This window comes from Pseudomonas sp. Q2-TVG4-2 (genome assembly GCF_013620795.1).
Lineage (GTDB): Bacteria > Pseudomonadota > Gammaproteobacteria > Pseudomonadales > Pseudomonadaceae > Stutzerimonas.
Genome location: NZ_LGLW01000015.1, coordinates 14,743 through 33,779, shown reverse-complemented (window position 1 = coordinate 33,779; position 19,037 = coordinate 14,743). Strand labels below are relative to the sequence as shown.

Below are 19,037 nucleotides of genomic sequence, written 5' to 3'. Positions count from 1 at the left end.
GGATTGTTCCGCCGGCTTGTCTTCTGACTTGCGCGCCTAGGCGCGCCGGTGTGCCTAGGTTACCGCCTCGTTACGCGCATCTCTTCGGGGACGTTAGCTTGCTGTAGTAGCCATATGGCATTATTGGCTAAAGCGAAGGGCCGCACCGGCCAGCGTCGCTGAAGAGAGTGAGTGAAATGGAGTTTCTAAAGAAACCTGTAGTGAGGTGGATAGTCTTCTTCCCTGCCGCCGTGATTGCTGCAATGCTGTCCATATTCGTTATTAGGCTATTTAACGGAATCTGGGCCGAACCGCCAGGGCAGATGAGTTTCTGGAGCGCCTTTGGTGAGTCGATAGTATCTAGCTCAGCGATCTTCGTTCTAATGTACGTCTCGGCTCTGATCGCACCGTCCGGCAAGCTCGTCGTCACAGTTGTGTTAGCGACCTTGCTAGCGCTGCTGAACCTGCTTGGGCTGTATATGGCTTTTATCGATAGCAATTACCCCCAAATCCTTCTAGTCATAATTAGCTCAGCTGCGATCATCTACACTACGAAGAACATACTTGATAGTCCCCCGGATCTAACCTGAAAAACGATAGGGCGTGAACTTCGTTCAAGCTGGCCTAAACCGAACAGCGTATATCCCATTTTGCCGTTGGCCTCGAACGGTGCGTCGACCTTGTGCAGGACCATGGTGCTTGCTTGGGCAGGCGACGTCGGAAAAAAAGCACCACCCGCTCTGAATGCATATAGAAGTCGCCGAGCTTCGCCCCGCAGTGCTCGCAATGATTCATGTAGTAGGTTTCGCCAGCCTGCTGGCTGTAGGCGGGCTTGTAGCGGCTTGTATGGGATCGAAGCTGCGCTAATACCGAGGGAGACAAGCCATAGACGTTTGACACCTTTCCTCTCTCACCGTAGCGCTGCCAGTAACCGCGGGGGCTGCCTAGGGTGAAGCCCTCATCCTCCTCGTCTGCGTATTCGAACTGCTCGTGCCCCTCGGGCAACATAAACGCATGTACCGCGTTGAGCTGCCGCATTTCCAACAATCGGATTTCGACTCGACAAGAAAGTAATACGGCGACCGGAGGGGGTATTCAGGCTCGGGCTCAAAATCCGACTCGCCGTGCTGGGGGAGCCATCTCGCCAATGGTGTTGAATCTCTACCTTCGGGGACGTACCAGACCTTCGCTTGCGGATCCCAGCGGGCACCGAGTGCTTTCGCCTCGTCCTTTTCGGAAAACGGAACGTCTAGCTCAACGCGAGCCACACGGGATCTCCTGGAGAATCAAATAGCATCGGCAATGGCAGTGTTCTGTCCGAGGATAGCAAGCCTTCCCATCGGCTGAGCAACCTTACGAAAGCCCCCAATCATAGGTTGTGTAGTTCCGGTATCCCAGCCGCTCGCCCGGCATTTGCCTGTCGGCTGTGTCCGCGTCTTGAAGGTAAGCCAAGGTGCGGGAAGGTCTTTTATCTAGGTGTGGCCCCAAAGGCGGCCGGGTGCTGTGGCGGTAGCGTGGGTGAGTACGGATGAAGCCGCTGGCCCGATGCCGCACGCTCGGAATGAGCTCAAAAACACGGTCATGGTGACAAATAGGCGGATAATCTTCGGCAGCTGCGTTTGGAAGAATAGACGTGATTGGAATACGAGACTGGCTCGATAGGTTGACGACAAAACAGGGGCCTGTGGACCCCTGGACCGACAGTCGACGAGCCGAAGCACTGGAACTGGTGAGCCAGGTTGGTAACGGAGTCACATGGGTCGACCTGACACGCCATTACAACGGCTTCGTGCGAGAAATTGCCGTGAGGGAGTTGAGCCGCACGTCTTCTCCTGACGCGCTGGTGGCGCTGATCGATCGGCTTAACGATTGGGTGCCACAGGTGCGCGATCTCGCAGCGGCTGGGCTTAAGCTATATCTAACTCCCTCCCAGGCCCCCGCCCTGCTTTCGGCGCTTAAGCCTCTCATCCTGCTGGCAGCACGGCAGCGGGTCGATCATGGCCCTACGCTCACGGCTGCGCGTGCCGTGCTGCAATCTCCGGCAATCCGGGACGAGGTCTACCGAGACTTTTTAACGCGACAGGGTAAAGCTGCGCGCTATCTGTTCGAGCTCCTGCTGGAGCACGACGCGCAGCCGGAGGCACTGCTTCGGTGTGCGCCGTCCGCATGACGCGTTTAGCCGGGGACGCTGGGCCCTAAATTTCTGATTCAACTCACATTGTTATGCGGGCGCATGGCGATCGCACTGCCTATGATGGGACGCGAACGGTCTACCTCTCTTCAAAACCGACCGATCTTTTCCCCGCGCTGCATGGCGCGGTTTTTTTTGGTAAGCATCAGGAATGGCCCTCCGGACTAGGAAACTGTATATTTGTACAGTCTTCTCTGCCGCCAAGGACGTGATTGCTCGCACCTACTTTTACATGGCCGACCGATACAAGTTGCGGTTATCCAAGCAGGACCGACAACTCTTTACTGCCTGGAGCAAAACCTACCCGCCCCAGCCCTGGGAGCTGGCCCGCAACCAGCGCGTCGCTTGCGTGATGGGCCATGGCAACGCTTATGTGGGATCAGTTGATTTGGCCCATTGCCCGTGAGACGCACCGCTGCCGCTTGGCAGAAAAAGGCTAGCTGACCCACTGACGTTTGGGCTCAGCCCCAACTTTATCAGCGTCAGGACCACCCTCGTTGTAGCGATCTATGCCTGCGCAGAAAGATCGTTTTCCGCCCTTACCTATGCTCTTGGTCTGACGCGCCCTGAGAGGCTGGCAAACGGTAACAATTCGAGAGTATAGGGTGGCCGGTGCCCGCTAAGGCCCGGTGTACTTGGGTCCCGAGTGTTATCCACAGAACCTGTGGATAACACTGTGCACATATCTTGGATGGCTTGTCCAAACGCCCATTTGGCGCGGGCTCCGAACAGATCGACGAGTTTTTAGTCAGTAGCTACAATTGTTTTAAAATCAATCACTTAAGTTAATCGCGCGGAACACTCGTGACAGCGTATAGGAGTGGCACGTCGCCGACCTGTACGAATGTGCATAAGAATTCTTGTCAACGGTTTTTTAAGATAAATTCGCTGCTATAGCGCTGGACAAGTTAGCCCGATTGGTTATAGGTGATGGCGAAATGCAACTGCCAAGACCAACGCGTACACCGCCCAATGCGGGCGCTATGTAAGGTGCCTGCAGTGCCAGGTATCCTTCGCGTACAGCGATGCCGCGCCAGCAGGTTGCGCGGGATGATCGGGCTGCGGCTCCAAACGGGATCGGCTACTGTGCGCTCGGCGCAGTTTGTCGAGTCCGAGTCCGCCTCTTCATTTGGTCACTATCGCCTCTCATATCGAACCGTTGATTGAAACTCAAAGGAATCCATCCCATCCAGCGTTTGCTTAGTCGCTGATGTTCATCAAGGGGCTCGCACCTGCAAGGTAGTTTGGTCTAGACCGGCCCATTACAGATGCTAGTCCGGTTAATCCGACGGCTCGTAGTGTTCAACTAGTTCATCTCGCAGGATCAACAACCCGTCTGGCGCCTCGATCGCCAAGCGAGCCCTGCCTGCCTCAGTCTCTACCACGGTGATCCAGATGCCTTCGTCCTCGAGTTGATCGATCAGAGCATTAACTGAAGCGCCTGGTTTTACAGTGAGCCGCACCTGTTCGCCGGCTCGCCTTGTCAGCATCAACCTACCCATACGCACTCCTTTGCGGGTTATGCGCCGCAGCGGCGCTGCGTCGACCTTAACGTACCTTGCCTCGTCTTGAAGCGCGCGATCGCGGCATTGCGCAATCGGTCACAGTCACCGGCCCGGGTAGTACTTTCCAGGGCATGCAGCGACCTGCGGCAGTCGCCGGCTCAAACGCCCCAAGACCTCACCTGCTCGGCGCCGTATTCTGCCTTCCAAGCATTGATCACCTTGTGGTTGCCGCCCTTGGTCTCGACGACTTCGCCCGTATGCGGATTCGTATATACCTTCAGGGCGCGTGGACGGCGAACACCCTGCTGAACCGTCCTGTTTGCTACAGGCTCTGGGTCAAGGATATCCAGGACGGTTTTCAGGCTGAAGCCGTACTCTTTCAGAAGCGCCTTTAACTTGGTTTCGAATTCGATCTCCTGTTGCAACTTGTCATCGGTCTTGAGTTTATCCAAGGCGGCGAGCTGCTCGGCGAGTTGGGCTTCAAGGCGTTTGTATTCGGCAATCTTGCTCATCTTAAATCTCGTCAGTCGTGAAAACACTTTAGCGGCGACAGTTCGTACCGAACTCATAATTCATCGCAGTTCGGCCCCATCATATAATTTCTACGCTTTTAAATGACGACGCCAATTCGAAGTATTCAGACCGATTCCACCCTGTTTATTTACGTAGAGCTGAACAATCCGCTTTAGCGCAAATACGCTTTTGTGCTTTCGAGTTTTTGCGCATTTACGGTTCTACAGAAAGGCTCATTTGGACGATTCCCGAAAACGGCTCCATCGCTCGAGGGTAAGCGCTCGAACGTTACTCCAGCGTCCGCAGGCATCTTCACCGACGCGAGCATTGATCGATCACTCACGAGCCTGACCGGCTGCGCTGCAATCTGATCCAGGCTTGGAACCGCCTCGTTTCAGACCCAAGGCGACATGATCAAGCGCACCGAAACGGCACAGGGTAGGCCTCCACCCACTGGAGGTCAGACCATGTCGCATCCAACCCATCGTAACTCCCGCCTTCTCCTGCCTGGCTCGGTTCCGGCCCATCGGCGCTTGGGTCGATCGTCGCCAACCCCGACTGACACCGGTATTACTGGCGTATCGATCACGCCGAAGACTTCGCAATACCTGAACAACGACGAAGCGGCCGATTATTTGCGCCTCTCCCCGCGCACGTTGGAAAAGCAGCGGGTGATCGGGGGCGGCCCACGGTTTCGCAAGTTTGGCAGACGCGTGATGTATGCCCTCGCCGATCTCCAGGCCTGGGCCGACGAACGCTGCTTCGAGACGACATTCGATCCGGAGTACTTGGAACGCCACCAAGGAGGGGCTCGCGATGACCTTTGAGTTCGGCCACCCCGATGCGCATGAAGCGACCGACAACCTGCCGAGCGGAGCAGCTTCCGCTGTTTCGTGCCCTGCCGGGCGACATGGCACCGCGCGATGCCCAGGACCTTATGGCACATCCCTTCTTCGCCCTTGGCAAGTCCCGCCGCACCGTACCGATCGATTTCCGTTCTGGTGCGGTCACCGTGCGCGTGGAAGGGACGCTCGAGCATGGCATTGCGACGATCTGGGATGCCGACGTCCTAATTTGGGCCGCGAGCCAGCTCGTCGAGGCCAGAGACGCCGGTATCCCTACGTCCCGACTGATTCAGGCAACTCCCTACGAGATCCTGCGCTTTATCGGTCGCGGAACCTCGGTTCGCGACTACCACCGCCTGAAGGCGGCCCTGGACAGGCTTCAAACTACGAGTGTGGCCACCTCGATACGCGAGACCACAGGGCGCCGCCTGCATCGTTTCTCCTGGATCAACGAATGGAAAGAGCTCGCGGCGCTCGATGGAAAGCCGCTCGGCATCGAGATGATCTTGCCCGACTGGTTCTACACCGGCGTGCTGGACCAGGCGCTGATCCTTACCATCGACCCGGCCTATTTTCGCCTCACCGGCGGCATCGAGCGATGGCTCTATCGATTGGTGCGCAAGCATGGCGGACATCAGGTGGATGGCTGGCAGTTCGACTTCCGACACCTGTATCGCAAATCCGGCAGCTCGGCACGTTACTCCGACTTTGCCTACGACCTGCGTGCGCTGGTTGTCCGTCAATCGCTCCCGGGGTACCGCCTGAACACCGTGCGCATCCCTCCATCGACGGAACTGCTGGCGTTCCGACCCGTGCCGTATACGGCACGGGGATAAGTCGCGGACAAGCTGTGAAACCTCTCGTGCTATCAGGCGCAAACGAACTCGTGCTATCAGGAGTACGGCTGTCGTGCTATCGGGAGCACCAAAACCCCGCGAGCCCAGAGGTGGCGCGTCTTGCAGCGCCCCTTAACTTAACTAACCGAAAAGCTCTAACTTGTTATTGGCGCGCTGCCGCGTGGAAGGAAACTCGTAGCGGCTGCGCAATACGAGCCGGAGCAGGCTCATGATTGTTGCCCTGCTCAACCAGAAAGGCGGTGTCGGCAAAACCACGTTGGCCATCCATATCGCCGGTGAACTTGCCTTGCGCGGACACGCCGTCGTCCTGCTCGATGCGGACCCGCAAGGCTCGACGTTGGACTGGACACAGCGGCGAGCCCAGCAAGGTCTTCCCAGGCTGTTCAGCGCGGTGGGACTGGCACGCGAGACGCTCCATCAGGAAGCGCCGCAGCTGGCCAAGCGAGCCGATCATGTGATTATCGATGGGCCACCTAGAATTGCCGCCCTGGCCCGATCCGCCTTAATGGCTGCCGACCGGGTGCTGGTCCCGGTGCAACCCAGTCCCTATGACTTCTGGGCCAGCGCGGAGATGGTCAGTCTTATCCAGGAGGCTCAGGTATTCAGGCCTTCGCTTCGCGCCGCATTTGCCATCAACCGGCGAGTCAGCACTACGCTGATTGGCCGTGAGGCTCGCCAAGCGCTTGCCGAGCAGCCGCTGCCGGCGCTGCGATCGGAGGTACGCCAGCGCATTATCTTTGCCGACAGCGCGGCGGCCGGCCGCCTGGCGCGCGAGCTCTCACCGGACAGTGCCGCTGCACGCGAGGTCAGCAGTCTGGTCGATGAACTCCTCGGGTGGACGTCATGAGCGGGAAGCGGGTCGGAATCGGTGCACGGCCATTGGCGGATCCGCAGGCCGAAGCCTGGATCCGCCAGAGCACGAAAGGAGCGCTCGGCAAAGGCAGTCGGTACACCGCGCGCCTGACACTCGACATCACCCCGGCGCTACGCGCCCGTATCAAGGTTGCGGCCTTCGAGGAAGGCGTCACCGTGGCCGAGATGCTGCGTAATTTGCTGGAGTGTCGGTTTCTGGAGGACGAGACATGACGCTTCGATCCGGCCCTGCGGACAACCGACCCAGCGGACGACCGACTGGCAAGTCTCGAACCGCCAGTCGACTCACCACAGTGCTCGCCATCGTCAGCGTTTGTGCAATGGGTTGGTCGACGTTGGGCGATTGCCCGGTGCGAGTCGTCTACAACGCGTCCGACAGCGTACCCTCCGGCTGGTACCGCATCACTCCGGCAGGCTCGATCGCGGTGGGCGATGTAGTGCTCGTCGAACTACCGCCTGCAGCGGCCGCGTTGGCTGCGTCGCGCGGCTACCTGCCACGAGCGGTCCCCCTGCTCAAACCCGTGGTCGCTACGGCGCCACAGAAGGTGTGCGCAGTCGGACCGAGAGTGTCCGTTGATGGCATGGACGTCGCCAACGTATTGGAGCACGACCGGCTGGGACGCCCGATGCCGCGATGGGGCGGCTGTCAAAGGTTGGCCGGCGATGAAATTCTCCTGCTCGGTGTCGACAACGCCGAGTCGTTCGACGGTCGCTACTTCGGCCCGGTATCGCTCGGCTCGGTGCTGGGTAAGGCGCATCCGATGCTGCTGGACTAGCGAGATCCTCTGTGCAGTTGGTGCAATGGATTGGATTTATCCGCAACGAGCACAGATGAAAAGCCGGGGTAAGGCAGAGGGCAAGATAAAAGGGGACGGCACTTCTTGCTGTGCGAAGCCCCTCTGCACGTTGGGTAAAGCGGCACGGATAGGCGATGGAGATGTGCCTGTTTGCTGCAAAGCCACGCCGCCTATAAATCAAAGCGATGCAGACATGCTGCATCACGCGGGCATGGGAGCCTTGAAATGAACAATCGGCGAGACAGGACGCGTGATGACCGACTCCAGCCCAAGGTTGGATCTCCCAAGCAACGCGGCCAGTCGTTCGTGACGCGAATCCTTCGGCAAGCAAGCAAAGCCGGCGCTGTCGGTCGCAAAGCGGGCCATCAGCCAGGCGCCCGCCTCGGCCGCGGCCACGTCGCCGCACGATTCAACGACCGCGGCAATTCGGCTTATGCTCGACGGGTGACGATCAAGACCCGGCTCGTGAATCTTCGAAAGGCTGGGCAGCGTTCCACCGCATCACATCTGCGCTATATCGAGCGCGAGGGTGTTGGGCGTGACGGCGAGCCCGGTCAGGCCTATGGCCCCATGACCGACCGGGCAGATCTGGAAGCGTTCGAGGCGCGCGGTCGTGACGATCGCCACCAGTTTCGCTTCATCGTTTCGCCCGAGGATGCGGAATCGCTGGATGAGCTGCGCACCTTCACGCGCCATCTGATGGACCGCGTCGAGACCGACCTGGGTACTCGCCTCGATTGGGTCGCCGTGGACCATTGGAACACCGATAACCCGCACACACACATCGCGCTGCGCGGCAAGGACGACACTGGCCGGGATCTCGTCATCGCGCGCGGCTACATTGCCCAAGGCATGCGTGATCGTGCCTCGGAGCTGGCCACCGAATGGCTCGGCCCCCGCACTGAAATCGAGATTCAACGCAGCCTGCAGCGAGAGGTCGATCAGGACCGAATGACCAGCCTGGACCGTACACTTTTGCAACGGGATCAGGCCAATGTCGTGCGGCTGGAGGATCTCGCTCGGCACCCCCGGCGCCAGCAGCTCATCGGTCGCCTGCAGCATTTGGAGCGCTTGGGACTTGCGCGGCAAGGCAAGGCTGGCCAGTGGCACATCAACGACAATACAGAGCGCACACTGCGCGCCTTGGGAGAACGTGGCGACATCGTGCGGACGATGCAACGGGCCATGAGCGGGATACAGCGGGAGCAGGTAGTGTTCCAGCCAGGCAAAGGCCATTGCGTCACGGGACGGCTGCTTGCCAAGGGTCTTGCCGGCGAGTCACATGACCGCGTTTATCTGGTGCTGGATGGCACCGATGGAAAAGCACACTACCTGACCTTGCCTGAGCGCACGGACCTGACCCAATACCCGCTGGGTGCGGTGATTGAGGCCAGTGTATCGCCCAAGCCGCGAGAGATTGACCGGCGCATCGCCGCGCTTGCCATTGATGGCCTGTACCAAAGAGAGCGCCACCGCGCGGTACTGGTAACAGATCAGGCTTCGGGGTTCGACCCGCAGGTATTGCTGGATGCCCATGAACGGCGGCTGGAAGCATTGCGCCGAGCGGGTATCGTGGAGCGGACAGGTCATGGGCTGTGGCGTGTGCCCAGCGATCTCGTCGAGCGTGGCTGGGAATATGATGCGCAACGCTGCGATGGATTGTCGCTCAAGGTTTGCACCCCGCTTTCCGTCGAGCGGCAAGCCCGGGCAATGGGAGCCACCTGGCTGGACCAACAGCTCGTTGGGAATGCTCGGGCCATTGCAGGATCTGGATTCGGCGCGCAGGTAAGAGACGCACTTCGCCAGCGTACGGTTTATCTGGTCGAGCAAGGGCTAGCTACGCGCCAGGGAATGCAGGTAATCCTTTCACGGAATTTGCTGGCGACGCTCCGTGGGCGTGAGCTAGAGGCGATTGGGCGGAACTTGGAAGCGAAGACCGGTTTGCGCTATCGGCCTGCAGCCGACGGAGCGCCCATTACCGGCATCTACCAACGTAGCCTGCAACTGGCCAGTGGACGCTACGCCCTGCTCGAGGATCGCATGGGCTTCAGCCTTGTACCTTGGAAACCAGTGATCGAGCCCAAACTCGGACAAAGCGTGACGGCCGTCATCCAGGGAAACAGTGTTTCCTGGCACATCGGACGGCCGCGCGGCCCCGCCGTCAGCTAAGCGCCGCGGCGTCAATGTTGGCCTGCTCCGCCTCCTCTTGCAGCCATTGTTCGAAGACCTCGCTCTGAACTTGGCCCTGCTTGGCTGCGTAGTAGACCAAGCGCAGATGCCGATCGACGTCGATGGTCAGCGAGGTGTGATCGAACACCACCGGACCAACATCGCCGATGTGGAAATGGCGAATGCCCTGGCATGGCCCATGGATGTCCTGTTGTTGCCACCAGCTCTTGAAGTCCGGGTCCACTTTCTCCAGGTCCCTTACCAGCGCACCGATCTCGGGGTCCTGAGGCGCTCTGACGAAGTCACGGCGAAAGCTCGACAGTATCTGAAGAGCTTGATCATCCCAGGGGTCCAGCAGCGCTCGCATCGCCGGCGCGGTGAAAAGCAGCCAGAGCAAGTTGCGCCGCTCAACCGGATAGCTTGAGAAACCAAATACCTTGTCCGCTGCCGCGTTCCAGGCCAGCACGTCCCATCGCAGATTCAATACATAGGCCGGCCGCAACGGCAGGTCGCTAATCAGCCGGTGCACCAATGATGGCACGACACACCAAGTCTTGCCCGGCTCAGGTGGCAAGCGCTGGTGAGCCAGGAGAAACAGGTAGCGGCGCTCTGTCGCATCCAGCTTCAACGTGCGGGACAGATTTTCCAGGAAAGAAGCCGAGACGCTGATCTCTCGGCCCTGCTCGAGCCAGGTGTACCAGGACAATCCGACCCCCGCCAACGCCGCCACTTCCTCGCGCCGTAACCCAGGGGTACGGCGACGCCCGCCTGCGGGAAGCCCAACCTCCTGCGGTGTGATCCGCTCGCGTCGGTTACGCAGGAAGTCGGCCAGCTCTGCTCGGTTTCGCTCAAGGCTGCGTGGCGCACTCATCCGGTTACCTCCAGTAATAGCATAAGTTGTCAAATTGTAACCCCATCAAACCGGTACTAAGAATAGCGCCCTGTCGTTTAGAAGGTCCGGGCCAGAGCCACACGGACCGAGCCAATTCGCTCACTCAGGAGATATACGGATGTACCAATCTTTACTTCGCGAACAGTTGGAGCTGCTGAAGTCATCCAACCAATACCGCACCTTTACCACCTTGAGTCGGATATGCGGGCAGTATCCGCTGGCGAAGGTGGAGGGCAAACACCAGGATCCGGTAGTGGTCTGGTGCAGCAACGACTATCTCGGTATGTCGCAGCACCCATTGGTACGTGAGCGGATGCATCAAGCTCTGGAAACCTATGGAGCTGGCTCCGGTGGTTCACGCAACATTGGTGGGTCCCATGAGCTGTACGCCTGTCTCGAAGGCAGCCTGGCGGACTGGCATGGCAAGGAAGCGGCACTGGTTTTCCCCACCGGGTTTGGCTCCAACGACGCGACACTTCAATGCCTGCTGCGACAGATACCTGATTGTGTAGTCGCCAGTGATGCGTTGAACCACGCCTCGATCGTCAGCGGCATCCGTGCGACGCCGAACGAGCGCAAGGTCTTTCGGCACAATGACGTGCGTCATCTGGAGCAGATCCTGGCGAGCTATCCGCTCGGCCAACCGAAGCTCGTCGTGTTCGAGTCGATCTATTCCATGGATGGCGACATTGCACCCATCGACGAGATCATCGAGGTCGCAAAGCGATTCAACGCCCTGACCTACCTAGACGAAGTTCATGCGGTCGGCATGTACGGACCTCGCGGTGCCGGCATAGCCGCTGAGCGCGGCATTGCCGAGCAGGTCGATATCATTCAGGGCACCATGGCCAAAGCCATCGGCGTAATCGGGGGCTACATCGCCTCAACGCAGATCATCGTCGATGCCGTGCGCTCCTTTGCGACCGGCTTCATCTTCACTACATCCCTGCCCCCTGCCGTCACAGCAGGCTGCCTGGCGAGCGTAGAGCACCTTAAGGTCAGTAACGAGGAGCGCGACCGGCTTCACTGCAACACGGCGTACCTGCGCGAGTACTTGAAGCGCTACGACATCCCCGTCATGCCCTGCTCGCAAACGCACGTCCTACCGGTGTTGGTTGGCGAAGCGGAGCGGTGCAAGGCGGCCGCGCAGCGCCTGCTGCATACCCATGGCGTGTACCTGCAGCCGATCAATTATCCATCAGTACCCGTGGGCACCGAGCGGTTCCGGATCAATGCCACTCCGAACCACGGTCACGGGCAAATCGAGCATCTCGCCGCCTCGCTGCGCGAGACCTTCGAGCATTTCTCCATACCGCTTGCCTCAAAGGCGTTCGGCATGGAGGTAGCGTGATGAGCGATCTATTGTTCCTCGTTCGAAACGCGACGCCTACCGACGTGGGCAGCCTGATAGAACTGCGCGCGTATTTGCTCGATGGGACCTCGGCCAGTTATTCCAGCCGCACCCCGGAAGATTGCGCGCGTTGGCGCGCGGCCTACCGTGGGTGGTTGATGAGTACGCTCGGCATAAACGACGCCGTGCAGATTCTTGCGGTCGAACACCGCGACTCGGGACAGATTATCGGTTGCGCGACCGGCATCATCGATGTTCGTGCGCCCGCCCCGGGCAGCCTCAACGGTCTCTCCGGCTGGATTCAGTCGGTCGTGGTGGCCCCCCAATGGCGAGCGAAGGGAATCGCAACGCAACTTATGCATCAGCTGCTTCGCTGGTTCGCCAATCGAGACGTTGCCGCCGTGGTGCTGCAGAGCACCGAGGATGCTGGCCGGCTTTACGAAGCCCTTGGTTTCAAGACCAGCAACGAACGCCTGCTGATCCGTCAGGAGGTGCTCGGATGAACGTTCTGATTATCGGCCTCGGATACGCCGGCCAGCGCTTCCAGCGCGCCTTCGAGCACATTGGCGCCACCTGCGGCAACCCGGTCTCGCTCGCCTATGTCGATCGCCAGCAGAAAGCCACGACGCTGCGTTATTTCGATCGTATCGATGGCGCGCTCCAGGATTTCTTGCCCGACATAGTGGTGGTGAGCGTCAACGATATTAGTCACGCCAGCGTTTTGGAGCAGTTAGCGGAGTTTCGAGGCTTCGTCATTTGCGAGAAACCTCTGACGACTCCAACCGATAACCTCATGAGGGTGGAGGCAGCCCTTACCAACATAGACGGATTCGCCCTGGATCTGGTCGAGCGGTATTCGGATGCGAGCAGAGTGCTGCGTGACTGGGTCGCTCGGCATGATTGGCGGCTGGTGCGCGCCAGCTTTCATTGGGGCAAGGACCGCATCAACGACTATCGTCCCACCTGCGGGGTAACTAGCGAGGCAATTCACGCATTGGATCTGCTGACCTGGATCTGCCCGACCGCAGGCCCATTGTGCCTGGCTGACGTGCTGGGCATCAGGTCCGACTTTTCCATTTCAGGCAACGCGGTACTCGACACCCTACAACTGACCGCAACGCTCGGCAATGCTCCAGTCAGCGGCTACAGCAGCTTCGTCAACATCGTTCGGCAGCGCACGTTGGACTTTTCCTTCATCGATCGAGAGGACCAGTTGATCCAGGCGCGGCTGATCTTCGACACGCCTCGATGGGATCACGATCACCTTCGTATCTGGATGCGCGATACGGACGGTACGGAGCTTGTGCTGCACGAACTGGTGACCTCGCCCACTCAGCCAGGCTTGGAAACGCTACACAAGCTTTCTCAGCTGTGCAGGCAGGTCTTGCGGTGGGTCAGGCATCGGGAACCACCCGCCCAGCCATTTGCCGACCTTCGCACGGCCATCAATCTGCAGCGCATGCTCAACGAGCTGGAAGCTCGTGCCCAGACCCCGCCCCCGGCTCGCTACAACCATGGCGAGACACGCACCTTGCTAGCCGAGGACAGCAACTTGGAAAGCCTTGGCTAACAGAAATCGTTGGGAGAACACTATGTGTGGAATCGCAGGATGGCTGTCTTACAGCCTCAACATGCAGACGCAACAAGACACCTTGCAGCGCATGACAGACACCATGGCGTTGCGGGGCCCGGATGCCGAAGGCGTCTGGACGAGCGGACCAATCGGCTTAGGGCATCGTCGGCTGTCGATCATCGATCTGGACGGCGGCAAGCAGCCGATGCTGGTCCGCCAGGCTGATGGCCGGGAGACTGCGGCCATCACCTATAGCGGTGAGGTCTACAACTTTCGGGAGCTTCGTGCGGAGCTTCGGGTTCGAGGACACCGGTTCGAAAGCCGCAGCGATACAGAAGTCGTTCTGCGCGCCTATCTCGAATGGGGCGAGGGCTTCGTTGATCATCTGAACGGCATGTTCGCATTTGCGCTGTGGGATATGCGCAACCAGCAACTGCTCTTGATCCGAGACCGCATGGGCGTAAAGCCATTGTATTACTACCAGACGGCAGATGGCGTGATCTTCGGATCTGAGCCCAAGGCGCTGCTGGCCAACCCACTCGTGCCGCGCAAAGTCCGGGCGGATGGGCTGCGTGAGATCCTGGAGATGGTGAAGACGCCTGGGCATGCCGTTTTTCAGGGTATGCGCGAGGTGTTGCCTGGCGAGGCAATCCGGATTGATCGACGGGGTCTCGTCCGTCGACGCTACTGGCAGCTCGAGGCGCGAGACCATACCCATTCTCGGGAGCAAACCGTCCGTCATACCCGGGACCTGCTGGAAGATATCGTCGAGCGGCAAATTATCGCGGACGTCCCCTTGTGCAGCCTGCTATCGGGTGGACTCGACTCGTCGATCATCACCGCCCTTGCCTCCAAGAAGCTGCTCGCCTCCGGCAAGGACAATATTCGGTCCTTCTCGCTCGATTTCCTCGACCATGGTAATGGCTTTACCAGCGACGCCGTTCGCGGCACACCCGATGCCCCCTTCGTACGGGACTTGGTCGAGCGGATCCACTCCAGCCACAACGAGATCATCCTCGACAGCCGCGAATTGGCCGACCCAGCGCTGCGCAGGCAAGTCATCCATGCGCTTGACCTTCCACCAGCCTATTGGGGCGACATGTGGCCATCGCTCTATCGGTTGTTCCAGGAGGTGCGTAAACACTCGACCGTCACACTATCCGGAGAGAGCGCTGACGAGGTCTTCGGTGGCTATCGCTGGTTCCATGATCCAGAAGCCATAGCGGCCGATACCTTTCCATGGATGACATCCGTGACGGGCAAGTATTTCGACGGCAAGACGCTATTCGACAATGGTCTCCTGCGTCAGTTGGACATGCCGGGCTTCCTGGGCGACAGCTACAGCCAGGCGATCGCCGAGACCCCCACCCTGGCCACGGAAAGTCCGGCAGAACAGCGTATGCGCCAGATGAGCTACCTGAACCTGACCCGCTTCGTCCAGACGCTCCTTGATCGTAAGGACCGGATGAGCATGGCCGTTGGCCTGGAGGTCCGGGTGCCGTTCTGCGATCACCGGCTGGTCGAGTATGCCTTCAACATCCCTTGGGATATGAAGGCATTCGACGGGCGCGAGAAAAGTATCCTGCGCGCGGCGACCCGCGATCTCCTGCCACAGTCGATCTCCGATCGGGTCAAAAGCCCTTATCCGTCGACGCAAGATCCCGCATACGAGCAAGCATTGCGCGCCTCGTTGAAGGAAATCATGGCCAGCCCTGACGCTCCTGTGCGCGTGCTGCTCGATACCGCGCGCGTGAGACAAACCCTCGACAGGCCAATCGGCGACATATCGCCCATGTACGACCGCATGGGCATGGAACTCGCCGTGGGACTCAACACCTGGCTCGTCGAGCAGGACGTCAGCCTCGACCTTTAACCCATCCGGACGCGGTCCCCGATGGGGCCGCGTTGCATCTGACCTCTAGTGGAGCGCCATTTATGAGCAACCCCACCCCCAACCAGCTCCCCATCTACCTGATAGCCCTGGGCGCATTCGCACTTGGCATGGCGTCCTATGTCACGGCCGGGCTTATACCCATGATCGAGGCCTCGTTTTCGGTTTCGGTCGCTGTCGCCGCGCAACTGGTGACGGCCTTTACGTTGGCCTACGGTCTCGGGTCCCCTGTTTTCGTAGCACTGACACCACCCGATCGGCAGCGCACCGGCCTTCTGCTCGCCCTGGGGCTGTTTGTTATCGCCAACGCCGCAAGCGCGATGGCGACGGGCTTCGATGCGTTGATGATCTGGCGAGCCGTGGCCGGTATCGGCGCTGGTGTGTATCTGGCCATGGGCATCGCTGCGTCCGCCGCGCTCTCAACGGCTGAGCGGCGCGGCAAATCCATCGCAATCATAATGGGCGGCATGGCTAGCGGCGTGGTGATGGGTGTTCCGCTCAGCCTGATGATCGCGGATCAGGTGGGGTGGCAGGCTGCACTCTGGCTGGTCACGCTGCTTGGCCTGCTGGCCTTTGCAGGCCTGTCGATCATGCTGCCCGCCTTACCCGCAGCGCCTGCCAGTTCGTTGCGTCAAAAGCTGGCGATTCTCGCCGACGGGCATGTAGTAACGATTCTGCTCGTATCGCTGTTGGCAGCGATTGCGAGCCTGGGCATGTATACCTTCATCGCGCCTTTGCTCGCCGATCCGGACCATGGCGCGATCCGCTCAGTGACACCCTATCTCTGGATCTGGGGCATTGGCGGCGTTTTGGGTAGCTTCTTCGTTGGACCCGTCGTGGATCGTGTAAGGGGCCCCGTACTTGTCTTCGCAATCATGATGATCCTGGCTGCGTCATTGTTTCTGCTGCCGTTTGCCACTGCGCTGAGCGCTTGGCTAGCGGTACTGCCCATTGCGATGTGGGGCGCAGTCGGCTGGGCGCTGCAAGTCCCTCAAAACAACGAGCTGATCCTGGCCAGGCAGCGACATGGCGATGGAAATCTTGCCATCGCGCTCAATGAATCGGCGTTGTACCTGGGTAGCGCCATTGGTGCAGCAGCAGGTGGTTTCGTCCTGCTGCTGAAGATGCCTACCTGGACGCTCGCGGCCAGCGCGGGCGCGGTTGCGCTGGCCGGAGCCCTGCTTCAAGTCGTCAATTTACGCCGCCAGCCGGGCTGGCCCGGCGTGACACAACCCAACCACTGATCGATGCGGGAGGTAGAGAGGTGGAGCTTCGTCATCTTCGCTGTTTCGTCGCGGTTGCTGAGGAATTGCATTTCGCGCGCGCCGCGGCGCGCTTGCACATTGAGCAGTCACCCCTTTCGAGGATCATCAAGGACCTCGAGTACAAGCTGGGCGTCCAGCTCTTCGAGCGAACGACACGTCGCACCCGTCTGACCTGGGCCGGTACCGTTCTGCTGGACGAGGCGCAACGCATCTTCGCCGTGGTCGATCAGGCCAAGGCCAGCGTCAAGGGCGCCGCAGCGGGCTATCGAGGGCGGTTGCGCGTCGCGCTGTCAGATGGCGTTCCCCAGTCACGACTGGCCGCCCTTCTTGCCTTGTGCAGGGAGGAGGATCCGGAGGTTGAAATATGCCTCTCCGAGGTCCCGTCCTCTGCTCAGGTGAAAGGCCTGCAGGAAGACCTGTTCGATGTTGGCCTAGCCCAGAGCGATCGTCATGCCGAAGGCCTCGTAGCAACACCCGTGTGGCTTGATCCGCTAGTCGTCGCCCTGCCTGCCCGGCACCAGCTACTCGCGCATCGTCAGATTCCGCTGGAAGAGGTTGTGCGCCATCCGCTGATACTGTGCGATCCACAGGTGTGCGAAGGCTTCTGGCAGCAACTTCAACCACTGCTGAGGCCTGTCGAATTAAGGCTCACCATTGCGGAACGGGTACCCACGCTGGACTTGATGATGGCCCTGGTGGCTGCCGGCTACGGCCTCGGGTTCTCGAGTCTGGCTCGGATTGCTGAGCTCAATAACCCAGATGTAGTCACTAGGCCCCTGGCGGGAAAAACGACGATGCTTACCACATTCCTAGTCCGGCGTGATATCCAGCCATCGGAGCCACTCAACCGGTTTATGAGCCGTGTCATCCAGGCGGGCGATGACAATTGCTCAACCGAACCTATCAGCGCGATGGCAGCGCAAAATAGAGAGCGCCAATCGTGACGCGCCGGGAATTAAACATGAGTGAACCGAAACACCCGAGCGAGCAGTACAGCCAGACGGCACCTGGAACATTTGGGCTTGGCGTTCGGATGGCTACCTCACCCCTGATAACGCCACCTTTCTCTTCAGACGCAAAACCTGCTAGATTTGTCTCTACAGACACAAAACAGGTTCCTGCCATGACAGCAATTCCGCAAACAAAGGCGCTTACGAAGGATCAATGCGCAACGGGACTGAAGGCTGCCGTGAACATCCTAGAGAAGTGGCATGCGACTACTGACCAGGCATGCAACATCCTGCGAATCTCGCGCAGCACGCACGCCAGGGCCAAGTTGCGTGACGCTGCGTGGTCCGTGAGCCTCGATTCGGACCAGATGCAACGCGTCAGCTTTGTTCTCAACATCCATGCCGCTCTGCGGATGGTTTTTGACAACCCTGAGAATGTCTACGGGTTTCCCACGATGGCCAACCATAACGGATTTTTCAATGGGCGGTCCCCGCTGGAGGTCATGGCCCAGGGAGACATGATTTCGTTGTACGAATCGTTTCGGCGTATCGATAGCCTACGAGGCGCTCAATGGTAGCTCCGAGCCATTTATCGGAGCGATCCAGCGCGCAGCTGCAGGCCTATCGACTGGTCAATTCGAAGTTTCCGCCCATTGCGTTGTTCGATGATGTAGCAGACGCCGCCGAGTTTGAAACGCTGTATCAATTGCAAGCCCTGACGAACCCAAGGCTGCAGAATGAAACCGGACGCATCGAGTTGATCCCTCGTTCGGAAATCCCCTTCGGCATCCCTGGCTGTTCCTACGCCACGGCCCCGTTTACTCACGTGAACCCTGCAGGGTCGCGGTTTAGCGACGGCACCTACGGCGTGTTGTACCTGGCTAGCACAATGGAGACGGCGCTTGCCGAAGTTCGCCATCACCAGGACCGGTACTGGTCGAACGTCGAGGGCCTCAGCTATGAGCGATTCGTCTTCCGAGGCCTGTCGTGCCTATTCAACGAAGCCGGAATGCTGGATGCGACGTCCGTCCCGACGACTGATCCGATCTATGACCCTGACGATTACTCGCATGCCCATCGCCTCGGACGCTTGGTAAAAGACGCCGGAAACCCCGGGCTGCGTTACCGTTCCGTACGCAAGGCGGGGCAGGATTGCTGGGCGCTCATGACCCCGAAGCAGGTGGCCTCTGTCATCCAAACTGCGCATTACGAGATGATCTGGAACGGTCGCATTTCAAGCGCTAATATCATCAGCGCTGTTTGAACGCTGCCAACACCTACCAGCAGCAATATTGGCTTGTCCCCCACTTCGACTGCTGCAGCGTCCCCACCCACGCCACAGTTTGACGTCTTGTTTTTCCGGACATAATCCGCACTCAAACGGTC

At 59.5% G+C, this 19,037-nt stretch carries 20 protein-coding genes and 1 pseudogene; 17 read left to right on the top strand and 4 right to left on the bottom strand.

Translation table 11 applies throughout. The features are described from left to right. Window positions 1–176 precede the first annotated feature (176 nt). Window positions 177–569 (top strand): hypothetical protein, encoded by a 393-nt coding sequence (locus H3028_RS20240; protein WP_181299001.1) that lies wholly within the window; start codon window positions 177–179, stop codon window positions 567–569. 354 nt (window positions 570–923) lie between these two features. On the opposite strand, the gene H3028_RS21400 is transcribed toward H3028_RS20240, so the two are convergent. Continuing rightward, a complete protein-coding gene (locus tag H3028_RS21400; RefSeq protein ID WP_309109574.1) occupies window positions 924–1,247 on the bottom strand; it encodes a DUF5710 domain-containing protein in 324 nt (107 codons plus the stop codon). 416 nt (window positions 1,248–1,663) lie between these two features. Here H3028_RS21400 and H3028_RS20235 point away from each other — a divergent pair, with 416 nt between their 5' ends. Next, on the top strand, window positions 1,664–2,149 hold the full coding sequence (locus tag H3028_RS20235) for a hypothetical protein (protein ID WP_258237864.1): 486 nt from the start codon (window positions 1,664–1,666) through the stop codon (window positions 2,147–2,149). 223 nt (window positions 2,150–2,372) lie between these two features. After that, a pseudogene (locus H3028_RS20230) lies at window positions 2,373–2,576 on the top strand (endonuclease); the annotation flags it as partial. Between the two features lie 874 nt (window positions 2,577–3,450). Here H3028_RS20230 and H3028_RS20225 read toward each other — a convergent pair. Next, on the bottom strand, window positions 3,451–3,672 hold the full coding sequence (locus H3028_RS20225) for a carbon storage regulator (protein WP_181298999.1): 222 nt from the start codon (window positions 3,670–3,672) through the stop codon (window positions 3,451–3,453). Window positions 3,673–3,833: 161 nt separating this feature from the next. Next, window positions 3,834–4,187, bottom strand: a complete 354-nt coding sequence (locus tag H3028_RS20220) for a histone-like nucleoid-structuring protein, MvaT/MvaU family (RefSeq protein WP_181298998.1) — start codon at window positions 4,185–4,187, stop codon at window positions 3,834–3,836. A gap of 468 nt (window positions 4,188–4,655) precedes the next feature. On the opposite strand from H3028_RS20220, the gene H3028_RS20215 reads away from it, so the two are divergent. From H3028_RS20215 to H3028_RS20190, 6 genes are all read left to right on the top strand, one after another. Next, window positions 4,656–5,015 carry an AlpA family transcriptional regulator gene (locus H3028_RS20215; protein WP_181298997.1) on the top strand — a complete coding sequence of 120 codons (360 nt, stop codon included), beginning with the start codon at window positions 4,656–4,658 and terminating at the stop codon, window positions 5,013–5,015. Between the two features lie 14 nt (window positions 5,016–5,029). Further along, window positions 5,030–5,869 carry a replication initiator protein A gene (locus H3028_RS20210; protein ID WP_181299016.1) on the top strand — a complete coding sequence of 280 codons (840 nt, stop codon included), beginning with the start codon at window positions 5,030–5,032 and terminating at the stop codon, window positions 5,867–5,869. Between the two features lie 229 nt (window positions 5,870–6,098). Next, window positions 6,099–6,737 carry a ParA family partition ATPase gene (gene parA, locus H3028_RS20205; RefSeq protein WP_181298996.1) on the top strand — a complete coding sequence of 213 codons (639 nt, stop codon included), beginning with the start codon at window positions 6,099–6,101 and terminating at the stop codon, window positions 6,735–6,737. Then, window positions 6,734–6,976: a hypothetical protein gene (locus H3028_RS20200; RefSeq protein ID WP_181298995.1), complete on the top strand. Its 243-nt coding sequence runs from the start codon at window positions 6,734–6,736 to the stop codon at window positions 6,974–6,976. Before parA ends, H3028_RS20200 begins: the two co-directional genes overlap by 4 nt. Next, window positions 6,973–7,539: a S26 family signal peptidase gene (locus H3028_RS20195; protein WP_181298994.1), complete on the top strand. Its 567-nt coding sequence runs from the start codon at window positions 6,973–6,975 to the stop codon at window positions 7,537–7,539. The genes H3028_RS20200 and H3028_RS20195 overlap by 4 nt, the downstream gene beginning before the upstream one ends. 246 nt (window positions 7,540–7,785) lie before the next feature. Beyond that, window positions 7,786–9,729 (top strand): relaxase/mobilization nuclease and DUF3363 domain-containing protein, encoded by a 1,944-nt coding sequence (locus H3028_RS20190; RefSeq protein WP_181298993.1) that lies wholly within the window; start codon window positions 7,786–7,788, stop codon window positions 9,727–9,729. On the opposite strand, the gene H3028_RS20185 is transcribed toward H3028_RS20190, so the two are convergent. Next, window positions 9,722–10,600: a helix-turn-helix transcriptional regulator gene (locus tag H3028_RS20185; RefSeq protein ID WP_181298992.1), complete on the bottom strand. Its 879-nt coding sequence runs from the start codon at window positions 10,598–10,600 to the stop codon at window positions 9,722–9,724. The two genes, H3028_RS20190 and H3028_RS20185, sit on opposite strands and share 8 nt — an antisense overlap. A gap of 139 nt (window positions 10,601–10,739) precedes the next feature. Between H3028_RS20185 and hemA the strand changes: the two genes are divergently transcribed. From hemA to H3028_RS20145, 8 genes are all read left to right on the top strand, one after another. Beyond that, on the top strand, window positions 10,740–11,972 hold the full coding sequence (gene hemA / locus H3028_RS20180) for a 5-aminolevulinate synthase (RefSeq protein WP_181298991.1): 1,233 nt from the start codon (window positions 10,740–10,742) through the stop codon (window positions 11,970–11,972). Further along, window positions 11,972–12,475, top strand: coding sequence for a GNAT family N-acetyltransferase (locus H3028_RS20175; RefSeq protein WP_181298990.1), 504 nt, complete (start codon window positions 11,972–11,974; stop codon window positions 12,473–12,475). The genes hemA and H3028_RS20175 overlap by 1 nt, the downstream gene beginning before the upstream one ends. Further along, window positions 12,472–13,542 (top strand): Gfo/Idh/MocA family oxidoreductase, encoded by a 1,071-nt coding sequence (locus tag H3028_RS20170; protein WP_181298989.1) that lies wholly within the window; start codon window positions 12,472–12,474, stop codon window positions 13,540–13,542. Before H3028_RS20175 ends, H3028_RS20170 begins: the two co-directional genes overlap by 4 nt. 22 nt (window positions 13,543–13,564) lie before the next feature. Continuing rightward, entirely contained in the window at window positions 13,565–15,418 is a 1,854-nt protein-coding gene (gene asnB / locus H3028_RS20165; RefSeq protein ID WP_181298988.1) for an asparagine synthase (glutamine-hydrolyzing), read from the top strand. 62 nt (window positions 15,419–15,480) lie between these two features. Further along, window positions 15,481–16,680, top strand: a complete 1,200-nt coding sequence (locus H3028_RS20160; protein WP_181298987.1) for an MFS transporter — start codon at window positions 15,481–15,483, stop codon at window positions 16,678–16,680. Between the two features lie 20 nt (window positions 16,681–16,700). After that, window positions 16,701–17,645, top strand: a complete 945-nt coding sequence (locus H3028_RS20155) for a LysR family transcriptional regulator (RefSeq protein WP_181298986.1) — start codon at window positions 16,701–16,703, stop codon at window positions 17,643–17,645. A 179-nt stretch (window positions 17,646–17,824) separates the two neighbouring features. After that, window positions 17,825–18,229 carry a hypothetical protein gene (locus H3028_RS20150; protein ID WP_181299015.1) on the top strand — a complete coding sequence of 135 codons (405 nt, stop codon included), beginning with the start codon at window positions 17,825–17,827 and terminating at the stop codon, window positions 18,227–18,229. Then, window positions 18,223–18,915 carry an RES family NAD+ phosphorylase gene (locus H3028_RS20145; protein WP_181298985.1) on the top strand — a complete coding sequence of 231 codons (693 nt, stop codon included), beginning with the start codon at window positions 18,223–18,225 and terminating at the stop codon, window positions 18,913–18,915. The genes H3028_RS20150 and H3028_RS20145 overlap by 7 nt, the downstream gene beginning before the upstream one ends. Window positions 18,916–19,037: the final 122 nt, after the last annotated feature.

Coding starts and splice junctions, on each gene's coding strand:
- H3028_RS20240 (WP_181299001.1), top strand. CDS start 177: ATGGAGTTTCTAAAGAAACCTGTAGTGAGGTGGATAGTCTTCTTCCCT.
- H3028_RS20225 (WP_181298999.1), bottom strand. CDS start 3,672: ATGGGTAGGTTGATGCTGACAAGGCGAGCCGGCGAACAGGTGCGGCTC.
- H3028_RS20220 (WP_181298998.1), bottom strand. CDS start 4,187: ATGAGCAAGATTGCCGAATACAAACGCCTTGAAGCCCAACTCGCCGAG.
- H3028_RS20215 (WP_181298997.1), top strand. CDS start 4,656: ATGTCGCATCCAACCCATCGTAACTCCCGCCTTCTCCTGCCTGGCTCG.
- H3028_RS20210 (WP_181299016.1), top strand. CDS start 5,030: ATGCGCATGAAGCGACCGACAACCTGCCGAGCGGAGCAGCTTCCGCTG.
- parA (WP_181298996.1), top strand. CDS start 6,099: ATGATTGTTGCCCTGCTCAACCAGAAAGGCGGTGTCGGCAAAACCACG.
- H3028_RS20200 (WP_181298995.1), top strand. CDS start 6,734: ATGAGCGGGAAGCGGGTCGGAATCGGTGCACGGCCATTGGCGGATCCG.
- H3028_RS20195 (WP_181298994.1), top strand. CDS start 6,973: ATGACGCTTCGATCCGGCCCTGCGGACAACCGACCCAGCGGACGACCG.
- H3028_RS20190 (WP_181298993.1), top strand. CDS start 7,786: ATGAACAATCGGCGAGACAGGACGCGTGATGACCGACTCCAGCCCAAG.
- H3028_RS20185 (WP_181298992.1), bottom strand. CDS start 10,600: ATGAGTGCGCCACGCAGCCTTGAGCGAAACCGAGCAGAGCTGGCCGAC.
- hemA (WP_181298991.1), top strand. CDS start 10,740: ATGTACCAATCTTTACTTCGCGAACAGTTGGAGCTGCTGAAGTCATCC.
- H3028_RS20175 (WP_181298990.1), top strand. CDS start 11,972: ATGAGCGATCTATTGTTCCTCGTTCGAAACGCGACGCCTACCGACGTG.
- H3028_RS20170 (WP_181298989.1), top strand. CDS start 12,472: ATGAACGTTCTGATTATCGGCCTCGGATACGCCGGCCAGCGCTTCCAG.
- asnB (WP_181298988.1), top strand. CDS start 13,565: ATGTGTGGAATCGCAGGATGGCTGTCTTACAGCCTCAACATGCAGACG.
- H3028_RS20160 (WP_181298987.1), top strand. CDS start 15,481: ATGAGCAACCCCACCCCCAACCAGCTCCCCATCTACCTGATAGCCCTG.
- H3028_RS20150 (WP_181299015.1), top strand. CDS start 17,825: ATGACAGCAATTCCGCAAACAAAGGCGCTTACGAAGGATCAATGCGCA.
- H3028_RS20145 (WP_181298985.1), top strand. CDS start 18,223: ATGGTAGCTCCGAGCCATTTATCGGAGCGATCCAGCGCGCAGCTGCAG.